General features: G+C 48.4%; 15 protein-coding genes and 1 tRNA gene. 6 read left to right on the forward strand and 10 right to left on the reverse strand.

Going from position 1 to position 18428, the window contains the following annotated elements:
* Positions 1–105 precede the first annotated feature (105 nt).
* The gene (gene ilvA / locus DYD62_RS16030; RefSeq protein ID WP_115228441.1) at positions 106–1620 is read left to right on the forward strand and encodes a threonine ammonia-lyase, biosynthetic; all 1515 of its coding nucleotides are present in this window, start codon (positions 106–108) and stop codon (positions 1618–1620) included.
* Between the two features lie 71 nt (positions 1621–1691).
* On the opposite strand, the gene udp is transcribed toward ilvA, so the two are convergent.
* From udp to DYD62_RS16070, 8 genes are all read right to left on the reverse strand, one after another.
* Positions 1692–2453 carry a uridine phosphorylase gene (gene udp / locus DYD62_RS16035; protein WP_115228442.1) on the reverse strand — a complete coding sequence of 254 codons (762 nt, stop codon included), beginning with the start codon at positions 2451–2453 and terminating at the stop codon, positions 1692–1694.
* A 234-nt stretch (positions 2454–2687) separates the two neighbouring features.
* On the reverse strand, positions 2688–3116 hold the full coding sequence (locus DYD62_RS16040) for a cytidine deaminase (protein WP_115228443.1): 429 nt from the start codon (positions 3114–3116) through the stop codon (positions 2688–2690).
* Between the two features lie 3 nt (positions 3117–3119).
* Entirely contained in the window at positions 3120–4334 is a 1215-nt protein-coding gene (locus DYD62_RS16045; protein ID WP_099396570.1) for a phosphopentomutase, read from the reverse strand.
* Positions 4335–4366: 32 nt separating this feature from the next.
* The gene (gene deoA, locus DYD62_RS16050) at positions 4367–5674 is read right to left on the reverse strand and encodes a thymidine phosphorylase (protein ID WP_115228444.1); all 1308 of its coding nucleotides are present in this window, start codon (positions 5672–5674) and stop codon (positions 4367–4369) included.
* Positions 5675–5740: 66 nt separating this feature from the next.
* Positions 5741–6517 (reverse strand): deoxyribose-phosphate aldolase, encoded by a 777-nt coding sequence (deoC, locus tag DYD62_RS16055; RefSeq protein WP_115228445.1) that lies wholly within the window; start codon positions 6515–6517, stop codon positions 5741–5743.
* A 189-nt stretch (positions 6518–6706) separates the two neighbouring features.
* Positions 6707–7984: a NupC/NupG family nucleoside CNT transporter gene (locus DYD62_RS16060; protein ID WP_115228446.1), complete on the reverse strand. Its 1278-nt coding sequence runs from the start codon at positions 7982–7984 to the stop codon at positions 6707–6709.
* A 459-nt stretch (positions 7985–8443) separates the two neighbouring features.
* A complete protein-coding gene (locus tag DYD62_RS16065) occupies positions 8444–9244 on the reverse strand; it encodes an inositol monophosphatase family protein (protein ID WP_115228447.1) in 801 nt (266 codons plus the stop codon).
* Between the two features lie 530 nt (positions 9245–9774).
* Positions 9775–12174, reverse strand: a complete 2400-nt coding sequence (locus tag DYD62_RS16070) for a phosphoketolase family protein (RefSeq protein WP_233702959.1) — start codon at positions 12172–12174, stop codon at positions 9775–9777.
* A 792-nt stretch (positions 12175–12966) separates the two neighbouring features.
* Here DYD62_RS16070 and DYD62_RS16075 point away from each other — a divergent pair.
* The 4 genes from DYD62_RS16075 to DYD62_RS16090 all read left to right on the forward strand — a co-directional run bounded on the left by DYD62_RS16075 (position 12967) and on the right by DYD62_RS16090 (position 16220).
* A complete protein-coding gene (locus tag DYD62_RS16075) occupies positions 12967–13716 on the forward strand; it encodes a VWA domain-containing protein (RefSeq protein WP_115228449.1) in 750 nt (249 codons plus the stop codon).
* A 64-nt stretch (positions 13717–13780) separates the two neighbouring features.
* Positions 13781–14371, forward strand: a complete 591-nt coding sequence (locus tag DYD62_RS16080; protein WP_115228450.1) for a TerD family protein — start codon at positions 13781–13783, stop codon at positions 14369–14371.
* A gap of 2 nt (positions 14372–14373) precedes the next feature.
* A complete protein-coding gene (locus DYD62_RS16085; RefSeq protein WP_115228451.1) occupies positions 14374–15108 on the forward strand; it encodes a hypothetical protein in 735 nt (244 codons plus the stop codon).
* Positions 15109–15116: 8 nt separating this feature from the next.
* Positions 15117–16220 carry a toxic anion resistance protein gene (locus DYD62_RS16090; RefSeq protein ID WP_115228452.1) on the forward strand — a complete coding sequence of 368 codons (1104 nt, stop codon included), beginning with the start codon at positions 15117–15119 and terminating at the stop codon, positions 16218–16220.
* Positions 16221–16287: 67 nt separating this feature from the next.
* Here the strand turns inward: DYD62_RS16090 and DYD62_RS16095 are convergent, their stop codons facing one another.
* Together DYD62_RS16095 and gloA are read right to left on the reverse strand one after the other, a co-directional pair.
* The gene (locus tag DYD62_RS16095; protein ID WP_115228453.1) at positions 16288–17694 is read right to left on the reverse strand and encodes a sodium:proton antiporter; all 1407 of its coding nucleotides are present in this window, start codon (positions 17692–17694) and stop codon (positions 16288–16290) included.
* On the reverse strand, positions 17691–18071 hold the full coding sequence (gene gloA / locus DYD62_RS16100) for a lactoylglutathione lyase (protein WP_099396583.1): 381 nt from the start codon (positions 18069–18071) through the stop codon (positions 17691–17693). Before gloA ends, DYD62_RS16095 begins: the two co-directional genes overlap by 4 nt.
* 281 nt (positions 18072–18352) lie before the next feature.
* On the opposite strand from gloA, the gene DYD62_RS16105 reads away from it, so the two are divergent.
* Positions 18353–18428: transfer RNA gene (locus DYD62_RS16105), tRNA-Lys, on the forward strand.

Genomic DNA, 18428 nt, shown 5'->3' on the forward strand with positions numbered 1-18428 from the left:
CCACGTAAATCTGCCTGATTTTCAGCGTGTCTCTTCTTCAAAGCCCCAATTTACTGTTTTCAACGGTAGAATCATCCATTCCCTCTCACCAACCCGTAGCATGCTATGTCGAAAGATTACCTGGAAAGTATTATCAAAGCCCGTGTCTACGACGTGGCCATTGAATCTCCGCTTGAATTTGCACCCAATCTATCGCGCCGCATTGGCAATAAAGTGCTGTTTAAGCGCGAAGATATGCAGCCTGTGTTCTCGTTTAAAATTCGCGGTGCTTACAACAAAATGTCGAAGCTGAGCCATGCTGAGCTGGAGCGTGGCGTAGTTGCAGCATCAGCAGGCAATCACGCGCAAGGCGTGGCGATGGCCGCCCAGCATTTAAAATGCCGTGCCACCATTGTGATGCCAACCACCGCTCCGCGCATCAAGGTCGACGCCGTTACCCGCCGTGGCGCAGAAGCGGTCTTGGTGGGAGACTCTTACTCCGATTGCTATCAGCATGCACTTAATTTATCCGAGCAAACCGGCGCGACCTTGATTCATCCCTTTGATGATCCCGATGTGATTGCTGGGCAAGGCACCGTGGCAATGGAGATTTTGCGCCAGTACCCCGATCATATCGACGCGATTTTTATTCCGGTAGGTGGTGGTGGCCTTTTGGCAGGGATGGCGGCGTATATCAAACGCCTGCGCCCAGAAATTAAAATCATTGGCGTAGAACCCACCGACGCCAACGCCATGTACTTAAGCATGAAGCTGGGCGAACGCATTACCCTGCCGCAAGTGGGTATTTTTGCTGACGGCGTAGCGGTGAAACAGGTCGGTGAAGAAACCTTCCGCCTCTGCCGTGATTTTGTAGATGATGTGATTCTGGTCGATACCGACGCCATGTGCGCGGCGATTAAAGACGTATTCGAAGACAATCGCTCGATTCTAGAGCCAGCCGGCGCGCTGGCCATTGCTGGCCTAAAAGCGTGGGCGGCGCGTGAGGGCAAGCAAGACGCCACCCTGATCGCTGTGGCATCGGGCGCAAATATGAATTTCGACCGCCTGCGTTATATTGCCGAGCAAGCCGAAATGGGCGAGCAGCGCGAAGCGATTGTGGCCGTCACGATTCCGGAGCAACGCGGCTCTTTCCGCGCTTTCTGTAAGCTGATCGGCGCACGCAATATCACCGAATTTAACTACCGCTATTCCACTGCCAGCGAAGCGCATGTATTTGTCGGCTTATCGATTCAAAATCGCAGCGAAGTAGTCGATCTGATTAGCGACTTAGCTGCGGCCAAAATCGCTGCGGTCGATCTCACCGATAATGAGCTGGCTAAGCTGCATATTCGTCATTTGGTCGGCGGCAAAGCGCCTAATGTATGTAACGAACGCCTGATGCGTTTCGAGTTCCCGGAGCGCCCCGGCGCCCTGCTTAACTTCCTCGATGGCATGAATGGCGAGTGGAATATCAGCCTCTTCCACTACCGCAACCACGGTGCAGATTACGGCCGCATTCTGGTCGGCATTCAAGTGCCAGAGCAAGACAACGATGCATTTAAAGCCTTTGTGGATAAACTGGGCTATATGCATTGGGATGAAAGCGATAATCCTGCTTATGCACTATTTTTGAGTGCTTAAAAAAAACGGCCATCAATGATGGCCGTTTTTTTATACCTTAATCGCGGATTGCAGCCCGCGATCGGCAACAATTAAATCAAATTACGCGCAGCTTCAATCACGATATCTACTGCAGTGTGTTCTGCCAGCTTCATGGCTTCAGCATCCGGGATTTCCTGCTGGGTGCGGTTTACGATCACACCCGCTACCATCCCTGCACGCCAGCCTTGGGTGGCGCACATGGTCAGCAGAGTGGCGGATTCCATTTCGTAATTCATAACGCCCATCGCCTGCCATTCTTTCATCGAGCCTTGCATACTGCCCACTACACGGCCGCTGCATGTATCGTAACGCTCTTGGCCCGGGTAGAAAGTATCTGATGAAGCAGTCACACCGATATGCAGCGGTTTACCCGCTTTTTTAGCCGCATTCACAAGCGCAGTAGTACAGTCAAAATCAGCCACCGCAGGGAAGCTCATCGGTGCGAAGTGCAAGCTGGCACCGTCCAGACGAACCGAACCTGTTGTCACCAGCACATCGCCCACATTGATATGTGATTGAATCGCACCGGTTGTACCCACGCGCAGGAAGGTATTGATCCCCAGCTGGGCCAGCTCTTCAACCGCAATCGAAGTAGAAGGGCCGCCGATACCGGTGGAGCAAATCACAACCGGCTTGCCATCCAGCTCAGCAAGGTAGGTGGTGAATTCACGATGGCTGGCCAGCAATTTGGCATTGCCCATTTTTTCAGCAATACGCTGCACACGGGCAGGATCACCCGGCACAATCGCAAGAGTGGCACCGGCTAAATCGCTTTTAGCGAGACCTAAATGGAAAACTTCAGATTTAGACATGAGAGTCCTTCAATATAAAAAAAACGAACCCAAACCTTGAACCACGGAGAACACAGAGGACCACGGAGAAAACCAATCATTTCCTCGTATCACCTCGCCTTCTCAGAAATTCCACGTTTCATAGTTTGAGTTTAAATTTGAGATCTAATCTTAGGGCGGTTGAAACTCACCGCTGTTTCATCACAAAATTTAGCGGGTTTCACCCACCCTAAGGTTCTGCATCAGATTGGATGCTTAAAGCGCGGGTGTGTCGTTTGGGTCGAGATAGAAAGCGCCCGGCAGCAAATCGCCTGCGGTGGTGATTTCCATATCTTCCTTCATATTGCCCAAGATCACCGGCAGCGCAGGCGTGCCGATTTCTATCATCACCTGACGGCAGGCACCACAAGGTGCGATCGGGCCTGGGGTATCACCCACAACGGCAATGGCAGAGAAATCACCCGGCTTATAGCCATTGGCAACCGCGCTAAACAACACCGTGCGCTCTGCACAGTTGCACAGGCCATAAGACGCGTTTTCTACATTGCAGCCATGAAACACACGGCCGTCTTTAGTAATCAGCGCCGCGCCAACCAAAAAACGCGAATACGGTGCGTAGGCCGAAGTACGGGCGATACGGGCCTGATCGAGTAATTCTTTTGCGTCGAGTTCTTCACGTGTCATGACTTACTCCAGAAAAGCTTTCCCAACAGGGAAAGAAGAAAGATTGAACCAGTTAGCCAAGCTCTGGCCAACGTCTGCGAAAGATTCGCGAATACCAATGCTGCCTGCCGGAACGCACTTGCCATAAACCAAGACCGGCACATGCTCACGAGTGTGCTCAGTGCCCGGCCAGGTTGGATCACAGCCGTGATCGGCGGAGATAATCAGAATGTCGTCATCTTTAAGCAGAGCCAGCATTTCTGGCAGGCGCTTATCGAATAATTCCAAGCCACGGGCGTAGCCCGCTACATCACGGCGATGGCCAAATTTCTCGTCAAAATCAACAAAATTGGTCATCACAATACTGTTGTCCGGTGCTTCTTCCGTGGCTTTTAGCGTGGCATCCCACAGCGCGGTTAAGCCACTGGCTTTAATGCCCTTGGTAATGCCGCAATGCGCGTAAATGTCCGCGATTTTGCCAATAGAAACCACCGTGCCACCTGCATCGGTCAGCTTTTCCAGCACTGTTTTAGCTGGGGGCGCAACAGCGTAATCATGCCGATTGCCGGTACGGGCGTAAGTGGCAGCGGTTTCGCCATTAAACGGGCGGGCAATCACGCGGCAAATATTGTAGGGCAGCATTTCTTCATGGGCGATCTGGCACAGCTCATAAAGCTTTTCCAGACCAAAACTTTCTTCATGTGCGGCAATCTGAAATACCGAATCGGCCGAGGTATAAAAAATCGGCTTGCCGGTAGCGCGATGCTCATCACCCAGCTTGGCAATAATATCAGTGCCAGAAGCATGGCAATTGCCCAGATAACCCGGCAGGCCAGCACGTTTAACCAGCGTTTCCAGCAGCTCTGGCGGAAAGGTATCGGTTTTTTTAGTGAAATAGCCCCAGTCAAACAAGACCGGCACACCGGCTAATTCCCAGTGGCCTGATGGCGTGTCTTTACCGGACGAAATCTCAAAAGCTGCACCATAGGCGGCAGTGGGTTTGATCGTAGCGGATAAACCTGCAGGCACTTTGCCACTGGCCAAGCCACATGCTAAACCCATGCCCAGTTGTTCTAAATTCGGGATTTTAAGCGGGCCGCTGCGATCAATATCGGCCTCGCCATTAAAGCAGCGCTCTGCAATATGGCCGAGGGTATTGGAGCCTACATCACCAAACTTATCTGCATCGGGTGCAGCGCCTACACCGAGTGAATCCATAATCAGGAAGATGGCACGCATGGGATACTCCTTAAGCCTGTGAAGCTTTTAAATCAATAAATAATCGGATTGCTGGCAACGGCAACTAAGCCGTATGTAAACGCAGCCTGTATTTCTTGCACCGCCAGCTCTGCCGCCTGTGCGTTTTGTGCATGCACAACCGCCAATGGCTCGCCTGCCCTTACTTCTTGGCCTAAGCCAGCAATTTGAGTAATACCTACCGCGTAATCGAGTGCATCACCCGGCTTACGACGGCCACCACCTAGGCTGACTACGGCCATGCCCAACGCACGGGTATCTATAGCCACAATAAAACCATTTTGCGCCGCTGGCACCGCAATTTGTAGCGCGGCCTGTGGCAGATATTGCTCTGGCTTTTCAATAAAATCAGCCGGCCCGCCAAGGCTGGCGATCATACGGCCAAATATTTCCGCTGCACGGCCACTATTCAAGGCGGCCATGAGTTTGCTTTCTGCCTCGGCCACATTGGCGGCCAATTTACCCAGCACCAGCATTTCGCTGCACAGCGCCATCGTCACCTGATGTAAGCGCGTTGGGCGATGTTTGCCGCTTAAGTAATCCAGCGCGCAACGCACTTCAATGGCATTGCCCGCACATGGGGCAAGTGGCTCGTTCATATCAGTAAGCAGCGCTGCGGTGGGCAGGCCTGCACCATTACCAACCTCAACAATGCTGGTCGCCAGCTCACGCGATGCGGCCAGATTGGGCATAAATGCGCCACTGCCTACTTTGACATCCATCACCAGCGCATCTAGCCCTGCCGATAATTTTTTCGACAAAATCGAGCCGGTAATCATCGCAACCGATTCCACCGTGGCGGTCACATCGCGAATCGCATAGAGACGTTTATCCGCAGGGGCTAAATCACCGGTCTGGCCGATAATGGCCACGCCCACTTCACGCACCGTTTTGCGAAATAGCTCGGTACTTGGCTCAGTGTTGTAGCCAGGAATCGCATCAAATTTATCCAGCGTGCCGCCGGTGTGCCCTAGGCCACGCCCTGAAATCATCGGCACAAAGCCACCACAAGCCGCGATCATGGGCCCCAGCAGCAGGGAAACCAAATCACCCACGCCGCCAGTTGAATGTTTATCCAGCACCGGGCCGGATAAATCCAAGCTGCGCCAGTCCAAAACCTGGCCCGAATCACGCATAGCCAAAGTCAGCGCCACACGCTCATCCAGCTCCATACCTTTAAAGTAAACTGCCATCGCAAGGGCTGCGATCTGCCCTTCAGAAATACTCTGATCGCTGATCCCACGCACAAAAAAACGAATCTCATCACCACTTAAAACTTCGCCATTGCGCTTTTTACGGATGATTTCCTGGGGCAAAAACATAGCAACCTCTTTGAAACAACTCACATTCTATAGGGCGGGAAAAACCCGCCACATTCAATCAGGCAATCAATACGCCGATTTAGCCGTTGCACCTGCATCGTGACCCAAGGTGGTCAGCAGGCTGCCCATCAGGCTAGATGCGCCAAAGCGGAATGTGGCCGCTTGCGCCCAATCTGGCCCCATGATGCGATCGGCAATGGCCAAGTATTCCAGCGCATCTTGCGCAGTACGCACGCCGCCAGCAGCCTTAAAGCCAACTGCTTTGCCGCTGTCTTTAATCGCCTGAATCATGATTTCAGCCGCTTCCTGCGTGGCATTAACCGGCACTTTACCGGTCGATGTTTTAATAAAGTGCGCACCTGCTGCAATCGAGATTTCGCTGGCTTTACGAATCAGTTCAGGCGTTTTTAGCTCGCCGCTTTCGATAATCACTTTCAGAATTTTGTCGCCAACCGCAGCACGGCTTTGCGCGACCACATCAAAACCAACTTGCTCATCCCCTGCCATCAATGCGCGCCATGGGAATACCACGTCCACTTCATCCGCACCATTAGCGATGGCGGCGGCAGTTTCAGCAGCAGCTTCAGCCGGTGTAGGCTCGCCCTTAGGGAAGTTGGTTACGGTAGCAACCGGAATATTTAAACCATGAGCCGCCAGTGCTGCTTTGGCAGTGGGTACAAATTGCGCGTAAACACAAAGTGCTGCAGGATTGCCCACTGGGGTTTTAGCCGATGCGGCCAGCGCTTCAATCGAAGCCACGGTATCGCTGTCGTTCAGCGCAGTTAAATCCATTAAATGCAAACCACGCAGGGCTGCGGCACAGAGTTGATTTTGAGTTGTCATGATTTTTCCTTTAACAATTATTTGAGCGGTTCGCCTCAAAGATGAAGCTTGATCTGAGCATGTTGGGTTACGCTTGTTTATTGGCAAATACGGCCGACAAACAAGCTAACCCAACCTACCCAACTAGCCACTAGGCTCTGTTGACTTGTATTTCACAAGGGAAAAAATCAACAGAGCCTGCTTTAAAACTTAAGCCATGCTGATAAACAAACCAGCAATCGTTGCGCTCATCAGATTAGACAGCGTTGCAGCAGCCACCACGCGCAAGCCATAGCGGCTTACTTCAGAACGGCGCTCTGGCGCTACCGAGCCAAAACCACCAGCCAGAATGGCAATCGACGAGAAGTTGGCAAAGCCACACAAAGCAAAAGACAGAATCGCCAGTGTTTTAGCATCCAGTACTTGCAAGCCTGCAGCCGAAACAGCAGCAGCATCTTTAAGGTATGGAGCCAAGCCCACAAAGGCCACAAACTCATTCAGAATCATTTTCTGGCCAAGGAAGTTACCTGCCAGCGCCGCATGTTCCCAAGGCACACCAATTAAGTAAGCCAATGGCGAGAACACATAACCCAGAATCAATTCAAGATTGTATTCAGGATGGCCAAACAAGCCGCCCACACCCGCAACCAAACCATTGACCAGTGCAATCAGGCCAATAAACGCCAGCAACATTGCACCTACGTTCAGCGCAATCTTCAGGCCCACCGATGCACCTGCAGCACCTGCTTCGATCAGATTAGCCGGACGCTCGTCATCAAAAGTCAGGTCTTTAATTTCTACCGTGCTCTCTTCGGTGCTTGGGCAAATGATTTTGGCAAATAACAAACCACCCGGAATCGCCATAAATGAAGCGGCAATCAGGTATTCCATACGCACGCCAAGGCCTGCATAACCCGCCAATACCGAGCCAGCAATGGCCGCCATACCGCTGGACATCACCGCAAACAGCTCTGGGCCGCTCATGGTTTTCATAAATGGCTTAACCACCGCAGGCATTTCGCTTTGACCCAAGAAAATGGTCGTCACAGCAGAGAACGATTCCAGCTTGCTTACGCCCAACAGCTTTTGGAAGATGGTACCCAGAATGGTCACAATCCAGCGCATTACACCAAGGTAGTAAAGCACGGAAATAAACGATGTCATAAAAATAATCATCGGTAACACACGGAATGCAAACACAAATCCGCCGTTGCCAAATACCTCAAACATTTTTTTATCGACTAAGCCGCCGAATAAAAACGAGATACCATGATTACCGTATTCCAATACATGATTCACTGCATTAGCCACATTCAGTAAAATATCTTTACCCAATGGAATAAACAGCACAATTGCGCCAATAGAAATTTGGGTTAATAGTGCAGCAATAATGATGCGTGGTTTAATTGCTTTTCGGTTCATTGAGATTGCAAAAGCAATCATTAACAGAACAGCGATACCGATTAGGCTGCGTCCAACTTCAAACATCTTCGTCTCCTGAAATTTCACATACCGCTTTAATATTTGCGTGCGCTGCGGCTTGTTTTTTACGGGTTTTCACTCAGCCTGCAATATAGGCTTGGTAATATTTGAATAAATAAGGTGTTTCACTTATACGCCGGCCACATAAAAACGTAATGAATGTTTAGCAAATCCACACATGTAAGCGAAATACCCTGACTTCAAAAAAAGCGGCACATATTAATGCTTTTCAAGCAAAAAAAACTAAAATTACCTGCCAATCATCAGAAATTATCCATTTTATTTGTTTTATATTTTCGAATGATGTAAGCAACTGCATTTACTGTTTTATTTGAGAGAAATCAAAAAAGGCGCAAGCTGTAAAGCTTGCGCCTTTTTCTGGCGATTAATGACCACACACTTTTAATCAAATAAAATGGCAATAGGCCATTAATACTCAATACAGAAAAATAATATTTTTATTCATCAGCGATTATTCTTAACCCATTCAAGCCAGGGCTTAAATAAGGATGGGCAACGCGCCGCCACCACCGATCTTTGCCAGATATGATCCTGCCAATAATTATCATGATGAATACTGGCAATTTGCCCGCCAGACTCCAGCAAGATCAATACCCCTGCCGCGTAATCCCATAGCTTTTGCGAGCCATGCAGCATTAAATCGGTGCGCCCAGCCGCCAGCCAGCACCAGTCTATGGTGGAAGAGCCATAATTGCGCAGGCTGCTGAATGGAGCCACACTGACCACCCGCGCAGGCAAACGCCCGCCTAAATACTTAGGCTCCACGGCGGCTACGGCTTCACATAAAGATTTGGGTACTTCCTGACGCAGCGGTAAAGTGCGCCCGTTCATCCACGCCCCATAACCTGCCGCCGCCGAAAAGCACTCATCCAAGGCGGGCACATAAACCACCCCCAGCACAGGCCTCCCTTGGCGAAATAAGGCAATCGACACCGAAAAATGCGGCAAGCCATGCACAAAATTAGTTGTGCCATCAATCGGATCAACAATCCACAGGCCATCTTCATGATCTGCCCACAGCGCTTTTTGCTCGGCCACGCTCATTTCTTCGCCCAGCACTGGGCAATTTACAATCTTAGGGAGCTCACGCTGCAATGCAGCTTGCGATGCCATATCCGCCTCGGTAAAGAGGCTGCCATCGTGTTTACGGCTGGACGCCACCTGCTGAAAGCGCGGCATAATTTCATCAGCCGCTACACGGCGGGCCAAAGCAACTAAATCGGATAAACGCTCAAAATCGCTCACAGCTTTCTCCCATGTTTACCTCCCATTGTAAGACAGTAAGATGACTTTGTTGCATGTGCACATGAAAAACGTTGGGGAATATGTGTAGGGAGAGTGAAACCCCATACACGCCAAGCAAATTGCTTTTTTTTTAGCAAACAGCGAAAAAGCACAATAACCACGCTCTCTGCGTAGGGCTTTTTAAAGACCCCTTGAAACACGCCGGAGCGAGGAACGAGCCAATCCCGCCTGCCGCCGACTCGATTGTCCGCAGCGCAGGGGCCTTCGTGTTTCGTGGGGCGGCCTTCTTTGCTTACTTTCTTGGCCGTTCAAGAAAGTGAGGCCCCCGCGGTGGCCACCGCTCCAAAATCAACGTGTCGAAGGCACTAAAAGGGCTTTTTTTGTTTTGGTTGGCGCTTATGGGGTGAAACCCGCGTATTTATTCGACATGGCTCGCGGGTTTCACCCGCCCTACAAAAGATCCCACCCAAAAAAAACCGCTCCCCATCAGAGGAGCGGTTTTCGTGGGTTTTGTAGCTAAACACCGCTAATTAATAAGCCCACTTCCAGTTTTTAACTTCTGGCATATCGTCGCCGTGTTCTGCGATGTATTGGCTGTGTTCTACCAATTTGTCCGACAGCTTCTGACGAACATGTGCGCCGATCTTTTGCAGAGCAGGTACACGATCAATCACATCAATTGCCAGGTTAAAGCGATCCAGCTTGTTCACTACAACCATATCAAACGGTGTAGAAGTTGAGCCTTCCTCGATATAACCACGCGCATGGATGTTGCTGTGACCATTGCGACGGTAAGTCAGGCGGTGAATCAGCCATGGGTAGCCGTGGAAAGCAAACATCACTGGCTTATCCGCAGTAAAGATGGAATCAAATTCGCGGTCAGACAAGCCATGTGAGTGCTCTTCTTCTGGCTGCAAGGTCATCAGATCGCAAACGTTTACAAAGCGGATTTTCAGATCAGGGAAGTGCTGGCGCAGCAAATCAGTTGCAGCCAATGCTTCCATGGTCGGTACTTCACCCGCGCAAGCCATGACTACATCAGGCTCGCCACCTTGATCATTCGACGCCCAGTCCCAAATCCCCAGACCCTTGGTGCAATGAGTAATCGCTTGATCCATAGTCAGGTATTGCAACGCTGGCTGCTTACCGGCTACCACTACGTTGACATAGTGACGGCTGCGTAACACATGATCAGTTACGCTGAGCAGGGTGTTGGCATCTGCTGGCAGGTAAACACGGATCACTTCAGCGCGTTTATTGATCACATGATCAAGGAAACCTGGATCTTGATGTGAGAAGCCGTTGTGATCCTGACGCCATACATGCGATGTCAACAGGTAGTTCAACGATGGCAAAGGTTTGCGCCAGTTGATAGTACGTGTTGTTTTCAGCCATTTTGCGTGCTGATTAAACATCGAATCAATCACATGGATAAACGCTTCGTAGCAGCTGAAGAAGCCATGACGACCCGTTAAGTTGTACGCTTCCAGCCAGCCTTGGCATGTATGCTCGGACAAGATTTCCATTACACGGCCATCTTGCGCCAGGTAATCATTGGTTTTATCTGCTTCTAGGTAATCAGCAAACCATGTTTTACCCGACACATCGAACACATCGTTCCAGCGGTTGGATGCAGTTTCATCCGGCCCGAAGATACGGAAGTTCTTTTGCTCTTCGTTCTCGTCCATCACATCGCGCAGGAATTTACCCATCACGCGAGTGGCTTCGGCGTTTACAGTACCAGGCTTATCGAATGTAACCGCATATTTGCGGAAATCCGGCATGCGCAGGTCTTTAGATTCCTGGCCATGCACCACTGGATTAGAACCCATGCGCAATGCGCCTTCTGGTGCTAATTCAGCCAGCTCTGCCTTAAACGAACCATCGGTATTGAATAGCTCGGTCGGACGATAGCTTTTCATCCAGTTTTCTAAGTTATGGACGTTTTCTTCATCGATATCAGAGAACGGCACTTGATGGCTGCGCCAGTAATCTTCAACTTTCTTGCCTTTAATTTCCTTAGGACCAGTCCAGCCCTTAGGAGTACGCATCACAATCATTGGGTAGCGTGGACGGGTAATTGGCTGGCCGGCATCCATTTCTGCCTGTGCCTTAGCACGAATCGCATCCAGCTCGGCCATACACAGATCCATGGTCGCAGCCATGATTTGGTGGATCTCAGTAAATGACTCGTCTTGTTCATTGAATGTTTCGGTTTTCAGCTCAACAAAGTGTGGCTTATAACCAAAACCTTCAAACATCTTGGTGATTTCTTCGTGGCTGATACGTGACAGCAAGGTTGGATTAGCAATCTTGTAGCCATTCAGATGCAAGATAGGCAGTACAAAACCGTCATTCACCGGGTGCAGGTATTTATTGGAGTGCCAAGATGCAGCCAGCGGGCCAGTTTCAGCCTCACCATCACCCACAACAGCGATAACAGTTTGGTTTGGATTATCAAATGCCGCACCAAAAGCGTGTGAAAGCGAATAACCCAACTCGCCGCCTTCATGCATCGAGCCCGGAGTTTCCGGTGCTACGTGCGAAGGAATACCGCGTGGGAAGGAGAATTGCTTAAACAGACGTTGCATACCGGCGGTAGTGCGGTCGATATGTGGATAAAATTCTTCGTAGCTGCCTTCCAGATAAGTATTGGCCACCAAACCCGGGCCGCCATGGCCAGGACCAGTGATATAAATCATTGGGCTTTTGCGTTGTTTAATTACGCGATTAGCATGAACATAAATAAAATTCAGACCAGGTGTTGTACCCCAGTGGCCCAACAGACGAGGCTTAATGTGAGCAAACTTCAGTGGCTCGGTCAGAAGCGGATTATCTAACAAATAAATTTGACCAACTGAGAGGTAGTTAGCCGCACGCCAGTAAGCGTGCATTTTGTTGATTTGTGCAGGAGATAGCTGTTGAGTCACGGAACACCTCGTTGAGAGTTGCTAATCAGTAAATCGTTAAGAATTTCATCTGTTGAAACTACTGTACATGATTGCTATTTAAGGCTGTATGACAAAAATCAAATCTGTCAGAAGTCGAACACAATAAGTTTTTCACCTTATACAAGACCATCTTCAGGCTGTTTTGTTCCGGGAATGATCCTGAGCAGCAAATAATACCAAATTACTAGTTATTATCATCCATCATCCTGAGTACAAAACAGGATTAATTCATAGGCTAAAAAATAACGCTTTATTTTATAACAAATATTATTCTTAGCAAGTTTTCCTGCAAAGCAATGGTTTTACAAAAACACTTGCATATATTTATTAAATATATATATTTAAATTAATATTAATTGCATATTTATATGCATATCTCAGATATATTATTCTGCATATTCCCGTGCAGAGGCACAAAACAGCATTATTTTTCTTCCGTCAATCAGTGCTAAACCCTTGTCATTTGAAATATTTAGCTGCCCTGCACACACGGAACGGTACTTTATACATCCGAGTAATGATTACTTCCTAGTTTCACAAGAAAACCCACTGGCCTGATACGACTCTACCAGCTCCATACCTTACTTGCTCTTTGTTTATTGCTCCGGTAACTTGCCGATATAACGTAAGGCTAAAGTAATAGAGTTTGGGCCCCCTGCTGCACACAGCTCTTTATAAGCTGAGCAAGCCTGAGCTCACAGCTCATATATATAAGAAACTTTTAGCACGATCGTGCTTGCCCCTTCTTACTATCTTCCACTGGAGCAACAGATGAGTTTACCCATGGCAAAAGAGCAGGATAAAGTTCGCCTGATCTTACAAAAACAAAATGTACCGCCCAGCTTTAAAATAAACATGAAATTATTTGCTGATGTAAGTGGCTCATTTAAAGATGAATTTACAAAAAAGCTTCCTGCCGGCGGCTATATTGTTGATCCATTTTTTACGGCAGCGCTTGCAATTGCAGGGGTGATCGACCCTGACCGCAATATTCAAATTATTGGCTTTTCAGATCGTGCTTTAGATACCGGCGATTATTCAGTTGATACCGAAACAGAAGTCCGTACCGACTTTTTAAACAGAGCCAAACCCATTTTATGGGGCTCAACCGACTATGCCAAAGCACTGGAAGCATTGCTAAAAAGCAAGGCAATGGAGCAAACACTGGGCGGCATGCTTAAAGGTCTGTTTGGTTTTGGTAAAAAAACCCCGGCAGAAAAGAAAGAAGCATTCTTAGTATTATTTGTTTCAGATGGCGAAGATATGGGCTCGGCCCCAAACTTTATTTCTCAATTAAAAGAGCTCGCCAAAATTGGTACTTTTGTCGTATTGATTGGTGCAAACTCTGATAAAAAGGTAAAGTTTAATTTGATGCAAAAAGCGGCGAATGAAGTTGAAGGATGTACATTCCACCGCTTAACTGAATTAGCAAATCTCTCTACTGATCAGCTTTACGACCGTATTTTTGATACAGAATTCAAACGCTGGTTTGAGCAATTACCGGCAGAATATAAAAGCTGAACCAGATACTTATATGTTGCAAAATAGCTGATTAAAATTCAATAAAACCCAGTAAGGATAGAAGATGCTCCCTATGACAAAAGGCGGTAGCTTACCGCTCACTAAAAACAATGCTCCACTACAAGAAGTACGCCTTGAGCTGTCTTGGTCGCCGCCCAAAAACACCAGCAAAAGCAACTACGATTTAGATGCCAGCTGCTTCCCCCTCAACAGCACTGGTGGCGGCCCCTTGGGGAAAATCACCGAAGTTGATCATATTTGCTACTGGGGCCAGCAAAAAACCCCTTCCATGGAACACCTAGCAGGAGACGATCGTACCGGGGATGGCGATGGCCCTGATGAAGTGATTCTGATTCACTTTAATGCCCTGCCCAGCAATTGCGATTTGATCGCCATTGTTGGCACCATAGATAAAGCCATAGAACGCGGGCAAAGCTTTGCCGAAGTGGCCGATGCAAAAATGCAAATCTTCAATAATAAAAGCAATGAATTACTGGCCGAAGCGAAACTGGCTTCGCTGGATGCAGGATCTACCGGCTGCTTATTTACCAGCATTCGTAAAAAAGATCAGGTTTGGACCGTCGAAAACGTCAGCCAAGGCTATCCGGGTAAAGAATTGCCAGATTTCTTCCAACTATTTGGCTATCAAGGCTGATTATGTCTGGGTATCGCGATTTATTTGGTGCTCCTGCAGCCCCAATGCGCGATCTGTTTGGGGAGCCAAAAGCGCCTCAAACAGCCCCTGCAAGCGAAAATCTGGCGGATCTGTTTGCTGGCCAAACACCCCCTGCCAAGCCTGATGAAATCAAGGCTGACAAAGCACTCTCCACCGCACCCAAAACAATTGCCAGCACCGAAGGCGTCAATCTGCGCTATGCAGAATTAATTAAGGCCAGCGAGCAGCTGATGCACCGTGTCATCGACCTTACTCAGTCGGTGAAGAGCCGTGAAAATCTGTTAAACACCCTCTTTACTGAAGCAAAGCGTCAGGCTGATGATCTGCAGGCAGCCATCAGCCCCAAACGCAGCCTATTGTTTGGCAAAAAGGCCCCAGATAAGGCACACGCACATGCATTAATCGATCAATTACAATTATTTATGCGGCAGGAATTAAAACCGGATTTATTTTTACAGAATGATATTGATGAATTACTGCGCCAGACTGATTACTTGGATCGTTTGGCTGATGTTTTAAAAAAAGATGCTCTGCTTGTATTGGCTGCGGAAGATCAGCTGCTCAGCCGCATCCTGACCCAAGCCCATATTTTGTCCCTGCAAGCCGCATCCACACGGCAGCTCACAGCCCAACTGGATGAACAGCTGCTTGATATTGAAAATTGGCGGGGCCACTTTCTGTCTCTGCTGGTGGTTGATATTCAGCAAAAACTCTGAGGATTACCATGTCGCAATACAAAGACTTGTTTGGCACCCCAACACCGGGCCCTAGCCCGCTGCCCGTCGATCTGAATCAGCCCGTTAATGCACCTTTAAGCGTCATTCAACCTGTCCAGATAGCCACTCCGGCCGCAGATCCAGCTTTACTTGCACAAATACGCCAACTGGGCAGTGAGCAACTCGAGGAAATCGGCAACCGGCAAACACAGCAGTTGGTCCAGTTATCCGATCAGCTGCTGGCTAAAACACGAGCCAGCGATACCGGCGACTTTGGCCGGGGTATGAATGATGTGCTCAAACTGATGACCACCGTGCACTACGATCAGCTTGGCGAGCCCAGCGGCCTGAACGGGCTGGTTAACCGACTGAAGCGCACACTGAACGTCGCCAAAGTAGATGTTGTGCAGGCTTTTGACAGCGCAAAGGGGCAAATCGACAAAATTTGCAACGATATGCGAACTCGCCTGCGCGTCATGGAAACGGATAACCAGTGGCTGAGCAACGCTTATGAAGCCAATCTGGCCGATATGCGCGCACTGGAGCAAATCCTGCCCGCCATCAACATTGTACTGGCCGAAGAGCAGCAAAAGCTGGATGCACTTGATCCCAATGACCCTATGCTGATCGCAGGGCAAAGACAAAGGGTGGATCGCCTGACACGCAGGGCAGAAACCATCGAGCTGCAAATTCATCAGGCAAAATTGCGTGCATTTCAAATTAAGGGACTGGAAGACGCAAACCGCGGGATTACCGATGATTTTCGCTCTTTGCTAGAAAACGCGATTCCGGCATGGGGTACCGATATCAGTATGGGCTTACTCAGCCTGCGCCAAAAAGCCAATTTAGAAATCAGTAACCGCGTTAAAGACCAAATTCAGTCGTCCATGAAACGCGCAGCGGATCAAATCCACGACAATGTAATTGGTGCAGAAACCGCTTTGCAAAGGCAGGCCGTGGATATTAGTACACTGCAGCACGTGCAGGATAAAACAATTGATATGATCAGGCAGAAAATACAATTAGCAGAACAGCGCGGCCAGCAAAGGGCCAAAACCACGCAAGAAATTGCTCGGATGGATGCGGAGCTTAAACAAACATTAAAGCAATAAAGCCGAAAACAGGCTGAGAATGACAAGGAAATAAAAGACCCCGCTGCAAAACAGCGGGGTCTTTTATTTAAAACGAATGACTAAAAAATACTAAAGTCATTAACACAAATAATGGTAATAAAATGGCGCAAGACCAGGCCATATAACCAAAGAAACTTGGCATTTTAATACCACGGTCTTCAGCAACGGCTTTCACCATAAAATTAGGCGCATTACCGATATAGCTCAGTGCCCCCATAAATACCGAGCCTGCAGAAATAGCCAGCAGCGTGGATGCCATTGGCCCCATCATTTGCACAGCATCGCCATGAGCCAGATTAAAGAACACCAGATAAGTCGGGGCATTATCCAGAAAGGCGGATAACAAACCCGTCATCCAAAAATACATATAATCAACTGGGCCACCGCTGGCATTGCTCACGGTATTAACCAGAGGCGCTAAATGCCCTGCCTCGCCTGCACGCAAGATGGCAATGGCCGGGGCCATAACAATAAAGATACCAGCAAATAACTTTGCCACTTCTAAAATAGGGCCCCAGTTAAAATCATTGCCTGCCCGTACGGGCTTAGGTGTAAATTTCAAAGAAACCAGTGCCAATGCCAGCAAAATAAGATCCCGCATTAAATCCTGAATCGCCAGCTCTGTGCCTGCAATATGCCAGCTAATACCAGGTTTCCACACTCCTGACATCACGACAGCAGCCACGACGGCGGCAATCAGAAAGAAATTGAATTTTCCATGGATTTTAATCGGCTTATCTTTGGTTTTATCAATATCCAATACGCCTTCTTTTTTGAAATAATAACTATCAATAAAATAAAACGCAGTGAGCAATACAGCCGCAGCAAAAGCGACTAAAGGCAACATATGGCTGAAGGTCCAGAAAAAATCCACACCTTTTAAAAAACCAAGAAATAAAGGCGGATCACCCAGAGGGGTTAAACCACCACCGATATTAGCCACCAGGAAAATAAAAAACACCACCACATGCACATTATGCTTGCGGTTGTCATTCGCCTTAATCAAAGGGCGAATCAGCAGCATGGCAGCGCCTGTTGTTCCCATAATCGAAGCCAGTACCGTGCCTAATGCCAGAAGACCTGTATTAAGCTTTGGCGAGCCATGCAGATTTCCCCAAACCAGTATCCCGCCCGAAATGGTATACAAGGCAAACAAAATCAAAATAAAAGGGATATATTCCTCAATCATTGCGTGTGCAATCACTCCCAGCGAAGCAGGCACACCAAAGACCATGGTAAACGGCAGTAAAAAACATGCAGCCCAGAAAGCAGCAACTTTACCAAAATGGCAATGCCAGAAATGAGGTGCAAACAAAGGAAATAGCGCAATTGAAAGCAATATACCTACAAAAGGCAAGGCCCAGGCCAAGCTTAATGTGGCGCCATCAAAATCTGCGGCTAAAGCAAATCCTGGTATTAAGCTTAAGGCTAATAAAAATAAGTGTTTTTTCATTTTTGGATAAATTCGATTTTGTAACCATCCGGATCTTCAACAAAAGCAATGATGGTGCTGCCATGTTTCATAGGGCCTGGCTCACGCACAACCTTGCCGCCCTTTGCACGCACATCATTACAGCGCATATAAATATCATCTGTTTCAATCGCAATATGCCCGTAAGCATTGCCCAGATCATATTTTTCGGTATCCCAATTATGGGTAAGCTCCAGCACTGTGCCGCTGGCTTCATCTTCATAACCCAAGAACGCCAGCGTAAAACGGCCTTCTGTGAAGTCTGTGCGGCGCAATAAACGCATACCCAGCACTTCGATATAAAACTGAATAGATAGTTCAAGATTGCCCACACGGAGCATGGTATGCAGCAAGCGCATGACGATTATCCAATTCAAGAAAACTTAAGTTTACCGTGTTTCTATAAACTTGCCGCAATAACACTTTTGCATAAATTCACGATTTTTTTACCTGTATAAAACAGCACAGGGGAAAGGAAATCAAAAAAACAGATACAATATCTGTACAAGGGCACAATAAAAAATATTTATTAAAATCATAGAGTAAACAACAAATCATGCTGATTACGGCCGCAAAATTCCTCACAAGGCTTGACACAAAATCTCAATCCATTACAATGCGTCCTCTCTGAAGTGAGAGCGGGTCGTTAGCTCAGTTGGTAGAGCAGCGGACTTTTAATCCGTTTGTCGCAGGTTCGAATCCCGCACGACCCACCA

It is taken from the genome of Iodobacter fluviatilis, assembly GCF_900451195.1.
GTDB lineage: Bacteria > Pseudomonadota > Gammaproteobacteria > Burkholderiales > Chitinibacteraceae > Iodobacter > Iodobacter fluviatilis.

Excerpts from the sequence above, each read along its gene's own strand:
- udp (WP_115228442.1), bottom strand. The coding sequence starts at position 2,453 with ATGTCTAAATCTGAAGTTTTCCATTTAGGTCTCGCTAAAAGCGATTTA.
- ilvA (WP_115228441.1), top strand. The coding sequence starts at position 106 with ATGTCGAAAGATTACCTGGAAAGTATTATCAAAGCCCGTGTCTACGAC.
- DYD62_RS16075 (WP_115228449.1), top strand. The coding sequence starts at position 12,967 with ATGAGTTTACCCATGGCAAAAGAGCAGGATAAAGTTCGCCTGATCTTA.
- DYD62_RS16080 (WP_115228450.1), top strand. The coding sequence starts at position 13,781 with ATGCTCCCTATGACAAAAGGCGGTAGCTTACCGCTCACTAAAAACAAT.
- DYD62_RS16095 (WP_115228453.1), bottom strand. The coding sequence starts at position 17,694 with ATGAAAAAACACTTATTTTTATTAGCCTTAAGCTTAATACCAGGATTT.
- DYD62_RS16085 (WP_115228451.1), top strand. The coding sequence starts at position 14,374 with ATGTCTGGGTATCGCGATTTATTTGGTGCTCCTGCAGCCCCAATGCGC.
- DYD62_RS16045 (WP_099396570.1), bottom strand. The coding sequence starts at position 4,334 with ATGCGTGCCATCTTCCTGATTATGGATTCACTCGGTGTAGGCGCTGCA.
- DYD62_RS16040 (WP_115228443.1), bottom strand. The coding sequence starts at position 3,116 with ATGACACGTGAAGAACTCGACGCAAAAGAATTACTCGATCAGGCCCGT.
- gloA (WP_099396583.1), bottom strand. The coding sequence starts at position 18,071 with ATGCGCTTGCTGCATACCATGCTCCGTGTGGGCAATCTTGAACTATCT.
- DYD62_RS16090 (WP_115228452.1), top strand. The coding sequence starts at position 15,117 with ATGTCGCAATACAAAGACTTGTTTGGCACCCCAACACCGGGCCCTAGC.
- deoA (WP_115228444.1), bottom strand. The coding sequence starts at position 5,674 with ATGTTTTTGCCCCAGGAAATCATCCGTAAAAAGCGCAATGGCGAAGTT.
- DYD62_RS16060 (WP_115228446.1), bottom strand. The coding sequence starts at position 7,984 with ATGTTTGAAGTTGGACGCAGCCTAATCGGTATCGCTGTTCTGTTAATG.
- deoC (WP_115228445.1), bottom strand. The coding sequence starts at position 6,517 with ATGACAACTCAAAATCAACTCTGTGCCGCAGCCCTGCGTGGTTTGCAT.